The organism is Gordonia sp. (in: high G+C Gram-positive bacteria), from assembly GCF_020438995.1.
Classification (GTDB): domain Bacteria; phylum Actinomycetota; class Actinomycetes; order Mycobacteriales; family Mycobacteriaceae; genus Gordonia.
This window is the reverse complement of record NZ_JAGQTN010000065.1, coordinates 1-8737: the sequence shown is the minus strand read 5'-3', so window position 1 is coordinate 8737 and position 8737 is coordinate 1. Positions and strand designations below refer to the sequence as shown.

Sequence of the window (8737 nt, the reverse complement as noted above, 5' to 3'; positions counted from 1 at the left end):
CCCACTACACGGAGGTCTGATGAGCTTCAAGAACCCGTATCCCGACGTCGAGATCCCCAACGTCAGTGTCTATGACTTCCTCTTCGGTTCCATCGCCGACGAGGACCTGGATCGGGTCGCCCTCGTGGACCCCAAATCGGGTTCGGAGACCACCTATCGTGCGCTGATCGCGCAGATTAATGCCGCGGCAGGCGCTTTGGCGGCGCGCGGGATCGGTGTCGGCGACGTGGTCGGCATTCTGTCCCCGAATGTTCCGGCGTTCGCCACGGTCTTCCACGGCGTGCTGCGGGCCGGTGCCACCGCCACCACCCTGAACGCGCTGTTCACCGCCAACGAGATCGAAAAGCAACTGATCGACTCCAAGGCCAAGATCCTGATCACCGTCTCGCCGCTGTACGAGCACGCGGCCGAGGCCGCCAAGCGCGTAGGGCTGGGCGACGAGAACCTCATCGTTCTCGACGGTGAGGGCCTGGAGAAGTCGGGACACCCGAACGCCGTCGACCTGCTGGCACCGAATCTTCCGGCGCCCGAGGTGTCGTTCGACCCGGCCACGCACATCGCGGTGCTGCCCTACAGCTCCGGCACCACTGGAAATCCCAAGGGCGTCAAGCTGTCCCACACCAATCTGGTGGCCAATGTGGCACAGATCCAGCCGCTGCAGTCGATGAGCTCCGACGACGCCATCATCGCGGTGCTGCCGTTCTTCCACATCTACGGCATGACCGTGCTCCTCAACGCCGCGCTGTACGCCCGTGCCCGCCTGGTCGTGATGCCGCGCTTCGACCTGGTCGAGTTCCTGGAGAACATCCAGAACCACAAGGTCACCTACGCGTTCATCGCGCCGCCGGTGGCGGTGGCCCTCGCCAAGCACCCGATCGTCGACAATTACGATCTGTCGTCGCTGCACACCATGCTGTCGGGTGCCGCCTCGCTCGACGCCGAACTCGGCAACGCCGTCGCCAAGCGCCTGAACCTGCACATGCTGCAGGGCTACGGCATGAGCGAGTTGTCGCCGGTCAGTCACCTGATCCCCACCGATTCGCAGGCCGTGCTCGGCAAGGACGAGCCGCCGCTGTCGTCGATCGGCTGGGCAGTACCCAATACCGAGAACAAGCTCATCGATCCGGCCACGGGCGACGAGATCCCCGTTCCCGACGAGGGCGTCTCGGCACCCGGCGAGCTGTGGGTCAAGGGCCCGAACGTGATGCTCGGCTACCTCAACAACGACCAGGCCACCGCCGACACCATCGACGCCGACGGCTTCCTGCACACCGGCGACATGGCCACCGTCGACGCGAACGGCTGCGTCTACATCGTCGACCGGCTCAAGGAACTCATCAAGTACAAGGGCTACCAGGTGCCGCCGGCTGAGCTGGAAGCTCTGCTGCTGACCAACCCGAAGATCGCCGACGCCGCGGTCATCGGTGTGATCGAGGAGGAAACCGGCGAGGAGATCCCGAAGGCGTTCGTGGTCCGGCAGCCCGGCGCCGAGATCGATGAGGCCGAGGTGATGGAGTTCGTCGCCGACCGCGTCGCCCCGTACAAGAAGGTCCGCGTCGTCGAATTCATCGACGTCGTCCCCAAGTCCGCATCCGGCAAGATCCTCCGAAAAGACCTCCGTAAGTAGGTTTTCCGCTCGGTATTGCCACGGGTGTGGCAATACCGAGCGGAAACCGGTCAGGAGAGGTTCTCGACAGGGCCGGTCCGGCCTTCGCTGATCGATTTGAGGACGGTGAGTAGCGGATGGAGTTCGTCGAGTAGACGTTGGGCTTGCTCTTTCGTCGGTGCTCGTCCGGTGACGGCGCCGAGGGACAGTTGGTCGAGAAGCAGCGTGTTCAGGCCGTTCGTCTCTTGGTCGAGAATCGCCCAGGGCGCCGTGTCCCGGACACCGTCCCACGTCCCGTCGGCGAGTGCTTGGCGGGCTCGTTCCGCAAGGGTTGCCGCCACGCCGAGGACGTTCATGCCACTGGGAGCCTGTGTGTACCAGTACCGCGCTGCGGCCCGGTACTCAGCTTCGCTGATCTTCAGCTCGTCTGTTCCCCTATACATCTCCGGGGGATTCCCGTCGGCGTCGAAGCTGTCAGCAATGGCCTTGAGGTGGTCGGCCAGAAGTACCCGTCCGACGACGCCGTAGGTCGAGACGAGCATGAGGTCCGTGACGTGGTGGACTCGGACAGGTTTGCCGATGGTTGGGTCGTGATCGGCGAGATCGAACAGCGTGGACGCCGCACGCTGCTTGGCGGATGAGGGCAGCGTGTCGATCAGTCGCCGTCGGATCTCCTTGAGTTCGCTGTGTTCGTCAGCCTTCACCAGGTCTCGATACGCGACCTGTACTGCGCACGTTCGGACGAGAAATACCTCGAGAATGTCCTCCGGCACGGGTCCGGTATCGCTGTGGGTGTCCAGTTCCCGAGCCATCTGGAGGACTGCGTCGATCTCGCCCTGGGGAACGCCCTGCATCATCGCTTCAGCCCGCGCACGGTGGAACTCGGCGGCAGCGGCACGCAGAGGACGGTTCAGTTTGAGCGCGTATCCTCGCTCCTTCTCCTTGTTGGCGACGATGATCGCCAACTGTGCCATCACCTTGACCTGCACCGTCGCCCGTTCGAGCTCGCTGGACTTAGCGGTGATCGCAGCGGTGTGCAGAGAGATGAGCTGGCGTGCGGCCTCCGCGGCGAGTGCAGTGAGACGCTGCCCGAGGTCGAACTGACGCGTGCGCCGGTCTGACTCGAGGCGCGTGATGCCTCTTTTGGCCCACAGCAGCGCCTCGGAACGGCGGTCGTTGGAGGGATCGGCGTCGAGTTCGTCGTCCGGTCGGAGGTAGATCGCGGCAATCGAGTAGCTGATCTCCGCTAGCAGTGGCAATTCGTCGGGATACGTCTTGTCGACCTCGGTGTGGAGCGCCTCGAGTTCCTCCAGCACCACGTTGGAGGTGCGGAGCCCTCGCTTGGATCGGTCGACGATGTCGGTGAGCATGCGGTGGATCTCATTGATGCGTTCCCGATCCGATTGCGCACGGCTGTGCTCAGCGACCCTGCTCAGATTGTCAATCGCATTCTTGCTCAACGACATACCGAAGCTACCGGCCTCATCCAAGAGGGTGACCGCGACGTCGGAGACGTTGCTGAAGGGCTGGTTCTTGATGGTGTTCACCGTGACGCCGGCCGCCTTGGCGAGATCTTTCATCGTGGTGCCGTCGAGCTCACCGGACTCGGCGAGGTTGGCAGCGGCTCCGAAGATCAAAGACCGACTCGCACGCTTGCGTCGGTCGAGTGTCGGCTCCTCGCGGCGTTCCCTGCTCGATGGCGTGGTTCTGGCTTGAGTTCCCATTGCTCCCCGTTGACGTCACTAATGATTCTCGTGCAATATATCGTGATACATCTTGATACTCAAGATAAAGAAGGCGTGACATCCTAAAAATCGATGGACGAGCACGGTTGTGGTCGTTAGCTTGGACCAAGAACCACTCAGGTGTAGCGACGACAGGGAGAACAGCGATAGCCAACCGCAGCCGAGAATGGGACACAGTCATCAAAGCGATCGCCGCTGCCGGGTGGTCGTACCGGCGCTGTAAGCATGGCCTTTACGTCTACCCGGCCGACCGCACGGTCCGCCCGATCACCGTGGCCGGCACCCCCGGTGAGTTCCGGTCACTGGCCAACGCCCGCGCGCAGTTGCGTCGCGCCGGGCTGGCCGGGATCTGAAGGGGCCTCGACGTAACCGGAGTAGAACCCGCGAACCGGAAGTCAGCCTCGAAAACGTCAACACCGACGAACAACCACACAGGAGGTACCAGATGTTCTACGACATGCCGCCGAATCAGGCGATCGTCAGCAAGGTCGACGACAAGAAGTACGCGGATGAGCAGCTTCGTCGTCGTCGCAAGGAGACCGAGGAACGCAAGAAGGCCCTTGCGGCCGAGTCTCGCCGGAAGGCGGCTGAGCGCCAGAAGGTCGAGAAGCGCGGACGCTGACCACCAAGTGCTACGGCAGTAAGTGCACGTAGCCGCGCGATCCGGGTGGCGGGATCTTCCCGACCACCCGGATCGCCAGACTCGATCAGGAGTGACCATGGCTCGCCGCCCGACAATCAAGGCCTTGACCGGCCTGATCAACGCCCGCGCTCGTGCGGCAGAGGCCGACAACGCCCGGGCCCGCACCGAACTCGACACCCTCCGGCTGGCTGACACGATCGCGCAGCGGGACCGCTTCACCGCCGTACTCAACCGGGACCGCGAGCAGCGGCAGATGCAGGTCTTCGAGTACCGACGGCTGCTTCAACCGCCGCCCTACACCGATGCCGACTTCCACGACGAAAGGAACTGGTGATGGCAGACCACCTGCAGAAATGGACTGGACGGGGACAGATCGCCGAGACGTCGCCAACAGGCGTGGCGGCGATGTTCACCGCGGCCGGCCGCCTCGAGCGCGCCACCAGCAAGGCCGCCGGTGAGATTGCCGCCAGCACCTACTTGAACGCGTTGAGGGTCGAGGGCCAGAGCGCCATCGAGCGGGCCAAGGTCAGCGGCGGCGTCGCCCTCGAACGCGAGGGCGCACTCGGGGTGGCCCGCCTGGGTAACGAGATCTCGAACGAACTCGCCCACTCCAGTGGATTGGCCCACCAGTTGGTCGCCGAGGTCCTCACCGGAACTTCCGGGCGGATCCAGCAACTACTCAACGACGGGGCGCGCCGGATCGGCAACGCCTGACGCCGTTTGTGGGTGGGTGCCACGGTCATGGCACCCACCCACAACTCAAGCGGCGAAGGCCAAGCGCGACATAACCCGTCTCACCAGGAAGGACGACCCTGACCATGGCCGGACAACTCGAATCCCATCGCACGCGGCAAGCCGAAAAGCGCACCGATCAACACTTGGCACGTGTCGACCAGGAAACCAGGAATGCCGTGCGCCGGGTAGACGAGCAGTTTGCCAAAGAACGCGCCGCCGTGGTCGCGATCTGTTCTTGTGCACAGGCTGTGTCCGCGGTTCCGGAGTCGGCTCCACCGGCTCTCAAAGCCATGACCGAACGCATCGCACGCGGAACGGGCCGACTGATCGGAAGGATGCTGTGATGAACCTCCATCACCGGACCGGAAAGTCCTCGGACCCTGGCACCGACAACGACGCGACGCCCCGTCCTGGCGCGCGGTCCGAGTTGATAGGGCAGATGCACGCCCTGCACCAGACCATGCAGGACACCGCGGAGACCTCCTCCCCGCTGGCGCAGCACCTGGTCGGAGAGCTGCGGGCGGGCACCTACCAGCGGCTCGCGCCGATGGTCTATGCCCTCGATGGCAGGTCTACATCCCCTGCACCCGAATCCGCAATTGTCGCCGGGCAAGCCGGCCCGGCCCGGCCCGGCGATGCCGCAAGAGGCGGCAATGGCGTCGCCGCCGAGGGTAATTTGCCGGCGCGAACGGGAGTGGTGGAGCGGGTCCGTGGCTGGCGTGCCGCGCTCACCCGCGGTCGGCGTCCGAGATGATCGCGTCAGTGGCGATCCCACTGGTCGGTATCTGCGGCACCTGGCTCATCCTGCTGCTCGGATTCCTTTGGCGTGCTCGGTATGTCCTTGCCGTCGCACTCCTCTTGACCTGCTGGGCACTGCTTGCATGGTGATGGAAATCAGCGCGTCGTTCCTCCGGTGGTCCGTTGTGATCCGACTACCGCGCGACGACTGTCGTCGTCGGAAAACGTAGAACTCGACGCTTGGTCTCGTCCAGGTGACTCCACCGTATGTTCCAATGTGGCAGAGACTGGCGACGGTCGGGCGCTGTCGGGACACGGTGCGCGCCGATGTGGAAAACTCATCGCATGAGCAACGGCACCCTGATTCTGATGCGGCACGGCGAGAGCGAATGGAATGCGTCCAACCAGTTCACCGGCTGGGTGGACGTGGCGCTCACCGACAAGGGCAAGGCGGAGGCGGTGCGGGCGGGTGAACTGCTCGTCGAGCAGGATCTGCTGCCCGACGTGCTGTACACCTCGCTGCTGCGGCGGGCCATCGCGACCGCGCAGATCGCGCTCGACAAGGCCGACCGGCACTGGATTCCGGTTGTCCGGGATTGGCGCCTGAACGAACGGCACTACGGTGCGTTGCAGGGTCTCAACAAGGCCGACACCCTCGAGAAGTACGGCAACGAGCAGTTCATGCTGTGGCGGCGCAGCTACGACACCCCGCCCCCGGCGATCGAGGCCGACGCCGAGTACAGCCAGAGCAGCGATCCGCGGTACGCCGGTCTCGACGAGGTGCCGCTGACCGAATGCCTCAAGGACGTCGTCGAACGGCTCATCCCGTACTTCACCGAGACGATCGCCGCCGACCTCAAAGCGGGCAAGACAGTTCTCGTCGCCGCACACGGCAACTCGCTGCGGGCGCTGGTCAAATACCTCGACGGAATCTCCGACGAGGACATCGCCGGCCTGAACATCCCCACCGGCAACCCGCTGCGTTACGACCTCGACGACGACCTCAAGCCCCTCAACCCGGGTGGCACCTATCTCGATCCGGAGGCCGCCGCAGCAGGTGCGGCCGCCGTCGCCGCGCAGGGGCAGAAGAAGTAGCGAGGAGACAACTGCACCCGGCCAACCTGTTCCCGCATCGCTGTGATGCGGGCTACATTGGTGTCATGGCCGAAACGGGGACAGTTCAGATCAAGCATTCGCCGGGGCAGGAGCGATATGAGGCTGCTGTGACAGGGGCGGACGGTACCGATGTGCAGGTGGGGTACCTCGACTACGTCGCGGAGATCGAGCAGGTGGTGCTCACCCACACCGTGATCTTCGAGCGGTTCAGTGGACACGGCTACGCGGGTCAACTGGTCAAGGCGGTCCTCGACGACATCCGGGCCTCGGGCAAGAAGGTCGTGCCGGTGTGCTCGTACGTGGAGGCGTACGTCGGCAGGCACCCCGAATACGCCGACATGGCTGTCCCCGTACCTCGCTGACGGCGGTCGCGACGATGCCGGGCCGGGTTCGGTCCGGCCATCCGGACGACCCTGTCGGGACGGGAATCTGTTGCGTTGGGGAACGCTACGTGAACAGCGTCCGAACACTCCCGCGCGGAGTGCTTCGGGCGTTCGGCGGGCCGTAAGGTGCAGGTTGTGACCGTTGCTTTGGTTCTCGGCGCGATCGCACTGGCATTGGTTGTCGGCGTTGCTGTCGGGGCATTGATCGTGCGACCCCGGCTTTCGGGTGGTTTGGGCCGCTCTGGTGGTTTGGGCCTCTCGGGTGTTTTGGGTTCGGGCGGCTCCCGCGGTGTGGCTCGGGCCGACGCGCCTGTCCCGATCGTGCGTGTCGACGCGGCCGAGGTGCCGCGGGCAGTTCCCGAGGACGCGGAATTGTGCGAGTCCGACGTCGTCGGCCTGACGCCGGACGGCCGCATGACCAAGGCGGGTCTGCTCGGGCTCATCCTGCGCAACTCCGAAACCGCGGTCGCCGTCGTCGACGAGTTCCGCGACGTCGTGCTCTACAACCATCGCGCGGTCGAATTGGGCATGGTCCGGGATCGGCTGCTCGCCGACGTGGTGTGGCGGGCCGCCAAGGAGGTACTCGACGCCGCCGGCCGAGACACCGACAGTTCAGGCGCCGACACCACCAGCACCGGCTTCTTCGAAACCGGCTATCCGGATACCGCCTCGGCGGACAACTCGGCGCAGAAGCGGTTCGAATTCACCCCCAGCCCGTCGACGCTCGGTTTCGTCTCCACCGGCCGGGCCACCGCGCGCAACGTCGACTCCGTCGGATGTGTGGTGCGGCTCGCGGTCGCCGGTGACGGTCACATCGGGACGGAACGGTATGCCATCGTCTACGGCGTCGACGACACCGAACACGCCCGGGTCGAGGCCACCCGGCGCGACTTCGTCGCCAACGTCTCGCACGAACTCAAGACTCCCGTCGGGGCGATCGGTCTGCTCGGCGAGGCGCTCCTCGAATCGGCCGACGACGTCGACGCCGTCAGCCATTTCGGCAAGCAGGTGGTGGGGGAAGCACACCGGCTGGGCACGATGGTCAACGAACTGCTGTCGCTGTCGCGGCTGCAGAGCGGACGGACCGAGGAGTTCGGGCGTGTGGTCGTCGACCAACTCGTCGACGACGCGCTGTCTGCGGCGGCATTGACCGCCGATGCCGCGGGAATCAGATTGCAGGCCGACGACCCCATCGGGCTCGCGATCCGCGGCGACCGCATGCTGCTGCTGACCGCGCTCAACAATCTCATCGTCAACGCCATCTCGTATTCGCCCGAGAACACGATGGTCTCGGTCAGCCGCCGGCGCAGCGTGATCGACGGTGTTCCGGTGGTGTCGATCGCCGTCACAGACCGCGGTATCGGTATCGCATCGGCCGACCAGCAGCGTGTGTTCGAGCGATTCTTCCGCGTCGACAAGGCCCGATCGCGGCTGACCGGAGGCACCGGACTGGGCCTGGCGATCGTGAAACATGTTGCGGCCAACCACAATGGGACCATCGCGCTGTGGAGTAAGCCCGGCACCGGGTCGACGTTCACGCTCAGCATTCCGCAGGATGTTCTCGGCCCCGACGACGAGAACGCGTTCAGGGACGCCGACGCTTTCGAACTCGCGACCGGTGGTGGTGACGACGCAGTCAGGTGAACCGCCGCCCCCTCATAGCCCACCGAGCTTGTTGAAATGTGACACGAGGACAGAAGGAATCTATCTGTGACGCACGTACTGATCGTCGAGGACGAGGAAGCCCTGGCCGATCCGCTGGCATTCCTGT

Annotated in this window: 11 protein-coding genes; 10 read left to right on the top strand and 1 reads right to left on the bottom strand. The window is 64.8% G+C overall.

What is annotated here, in order from left to right:
* The first annotated feature begins 19 nt into the window (after positions 1-19).
* Complete coding sequence (locus KDB67_RS05835; RefSeq protein ID WP_291013557.1) at positions 20-1627, top strand: AMP-binding protein; 1608 nt, start codon at positions 20-22, stop codon at positions 1625-1627.
* 50 nt (positions 1628-1677) lie between these two features.
* On the opposite strand, the gene KDB67_RS05830 is transcribed toward KDB67_RS05835, so the two are convergent.
* On the bottom strand, positions 1678-3243 hold the full coding sequence (locus KDB67_RS05830; RefSeq protein WP_291013555.1) for a hypothetical protein: 1566 nt from the start codon (positions 3241-3243) through the stop codon (positions 1678-1680).
* A gap of 194 nt (positions 3244-3437) precedes the next feature.
* Between KDB67_RS05830 and KDB67_RS05825 the strand changes: the two genes are divergently transcribed.
* The 9 genes from KDB67_RS05825 to KDB67_RS05785 all read left to right on the top strand — a co-directional run bounded on the left by KDB67_RS05825 (position 3438) and on the right by KDB67_RS05785 (position 8610).
* Positions 3438-3704 (top strand): hypothetical protein, encoded by a 267-nt coding sequence (locus tag KDB67_RS05825; protein WP_291013553.1) that lies wholly within the window; start codon positions 3438-3440, stop codon positions 3702-3704.
* A 92-nt stretch (positions 3705-3796) separates the two neighbouring features.
* Positions 3797-3973, top strand: a complete 177-nt coding sequence (locus KDB67_RS05820) for a hypothetical protein (RefSeq protein ID WP_291013550.1) — start codon at positions 3797-3799, stop codon at positions 3971-3973.
* 97 nt (positions 3974-4070) lie between these two features.
* A complete protein-coding gene (locus KDB67_RS05815; RefSeq protein WP_291013547.1) occupies positions 4071-4328 on the top strand; it encodes a hypothetical protein in 258 nt (85 codons plus the stop codon).
* Positions 4328-4708, top strand: a complete 381-nt coding sequence (locus tag KDB67_RS05810) for a hypothetical protein (RefSeq protein ID WP_291013545.1) — start codon at positions 4328-4330, stop codon at positions 4706-4708. Before KDB67_RS05815 ends, KDB67_RS05810 begins: the two co-directional genes overlap by 1 nt.
* A 104-nt stretch (positions 4709-4812) precedes the next feature.
* Complete coding sequence (locus KDB67_RS05805) at positions 4813-5073, top strand: hypothetical protein (RefSeq protein WP_291013542.1); 261 nt, start codon at positions 4813-4815, stop codon at positions 5071-5073.
* Positions 5073-5483, top strand: coding sequence for a hypothetical protein (locus tag KDB67_RS05800; protein WP_291013540.1), 411 nt, complete (start codon positions 5073-5075; stop codon positions 5481-5483). The genes KDB67_RS05805 and KDB67_RS05800 overlap by 1 nt, the downstream gene beginning before the upstream one ends.
* Before the next feature lie 329 nt (positions 5484-5812).
* Positions 5813-6562, top strand: a complete 750-nt coding sequence (locus tag KDB67_RS05795; RefSeq protein WP_291013538.1) for a phosphoglyceromutase — start codon at positions 5813-5815, stop codon at positions 6560-6562.
* Positions 6563-6627: 65 nt separating this feature from the next.
* Positions 6628-6945, top strand: a complete 318-nt coding sequence (locus KDB67_RS05790; protein WP_291013536.1) for a GNAT family N-acetyltransferase — start codon at positions 6628-6630, stop codon at positions 6943-6945.
* A 156-nt stretch (positions 6946-7101) separates the two neighbouring features.
* Positions 7102-8610 (top strand): ATP-binding protein, encoded by a 1509-nt coding sequence (locus KDB67_RS05785; protein ID WP_291013534.1) that lies wholly within the window; start codon positions 7102-7104, stop codon positions 8608-8610.
* Positions 8611-8737 lie beyond the last annotated feature (127 nt).

Excerpts from the sequence above, each read along its gene's own strand:
- KDB67_RS05815 (WP_291013547.1), top strand. The coding sequence starts at position 4,071 with ATGGCTCGCCGCCCGACAATCAAGGCCTTGACCGGCCTGATCAACGCC.
- KDB67_RS05800 (WP_291013540.1), top strand. The coding sequence starts at position 5,073 with ATGAACCTCCATCACCGGACCGGAAAGTCCTCGGACCCTGGCACCGAC.
- KDB67_RS05810 (WP_291013545.1), top strand. The coding sequence starts at position 4,328 with ATGGCAGACCACCTGCAGAAATGGACTGGACGGGGACAGATCGCCGAG.
- KDB67_RS05795 (WP_291013538.1), top strand. The coding sequence starts at position 5,813 with ATGAGCAACGGCACCCTGATTCTGATGCGGCACGGCGAGAGCGAATGG.
- KDB67_RS05835 (WP_291013557.1), top strand. The coding sequence starts at position 20 with ATGAGCTTCAAGAACCCGTATCCCGACGTCGAGATCCCCAACGTCAGT.
- KDB67_RS05820 (WP_291013550.1), top strand. The coding sequence starts at position 3,797 with ATGTTCTACGACATGCCGCCGAATCAGGCGATCGTCAGCAAGGTCGAC.
- KDB67_RS05790 (WP_291013536.1), top strand. The coding sequence starts at position 6,628 with ATGGCCGAAACGGGGACAGTTCAGATCAAGCATTCGCCGGGGCAGGAG.
- KDB67_RS05805 (WP_291013542.1), top strand. The coding sequence starts at position 4,813 with ATGGCCGGACAACTCGAATCCCATCGCACGCGGCAAGCCGAAAAGCGC.